General features: G+C 53.7%; 1 protein-coding gene. It reads left to right on the forward strand.

All coding sequences use genetic code 11. The features are described 5' to 3' along the window. Window positions 1-198: 198 nt before the first annotated feature. On the forward strand, window positions 199-1,204 hold a 1,006-nt coding region (locus tag ACZ6ZQ_RS38580), incomplete at its 3' end, for an integrase core domain-containing protein (protein ID WP_469773198.1).

The raw sequence follows: 1,204 nt of genomic DNA on the forward strand, positions 1-1,204 counted from the left end.
GTTTGTGGTGGGTACATATCCGTTATTTGGGTGATGGCTGCTATTGGTTCCGCTCTTACAGCGGCTCACTTTTGAAAAGCGCAAAAGTAAGCAAAACGCTCTTGCCCGGTATGACTCACCCACATGGGTTACAAATTAGTTCACGCACATAGGTAACAGTTTTTTAACTGGCAGGGTCGATTTCGCGAGGATCTGACCATGCCCTGGAAAGAGCTGAAACCTATGGACCTCAGAGTGAAGTTCATCGCCGACTATTTGGAGGACGAGCACAGCTTTAGCCAGCTGTGCCTGGACCATCAAATCAGTCGCAAGACTGGCTATAAATGGGTCGAGCGCTACAAAGCGGAGGGGCCCAGAGGCCTCGAAGAGCGAAGTCGCAGCCGCCACAATCAGACGTATGTGGTCCCTTTTGCTGTCCGGCAGGCAATTATTGAATTGCGTTCGACTGGAGAAACGGTTCCCGGCCCGAAGAAGATCCAGAACGACTTGATACGGCGTTTTCCTGGGCAGAACCCACCCTCAAAAACCACCATTTACAACATCCTCAAGGCCGCTGATTTGATCACGCCTCGGCAATTGCGCCCGCGTGTAGCTGTCTATCCCAAGCCTTTACGTAAGGCAGAAATCCCCAACCAGCTTTTCAGCGCTGATTACAAAGGGCAATTTCTGACAGGGGCAGGTGTGTGGTGTTATCCGTTGACGATAATGGATCACGCGAGTCGCTTTTTACTGGCCTGCGAGAGTATGGCCAGCACCAATTTCAAGGAAACCCAGCAAACCTTCGAGCGGGTTTTCCGCGAATATGGGCTGCCTGAGCGCATCCGTACCGACAACGGTGTGCCGTTTGCCAGCACGGGCCGTGCCGGGCTGTCGCAGCTATCGATCTGGTGGCTACGACTTGGGATCATTCCTGAGCGAATTGAACCGGGCCGCCCTGATCAGAACGGGCGCCACGAACGTATGCACAGGACGCTGAAAAGTACGTTACCCCAACCACCGGCGGTTGCGTGGGATGCTCAGCAGCGTCACTTTGATCGCTTCGTGCAGCACTATAATTACGAGCGTGGACACGAGGCTCTTGGGCAGAAAACGCCAGCCTCGTGTTACATGCCTTCAACACGAGTCTATCCGGAGCGGTTGCCGGAGATGGGCTATGCGAGTCATGTCGAGTGTTACCTGGCAGACAGTAGTGGGATCATCAATC

The organism is Streptomyces sp. NPDC053673, assembly GCF_055585225.1.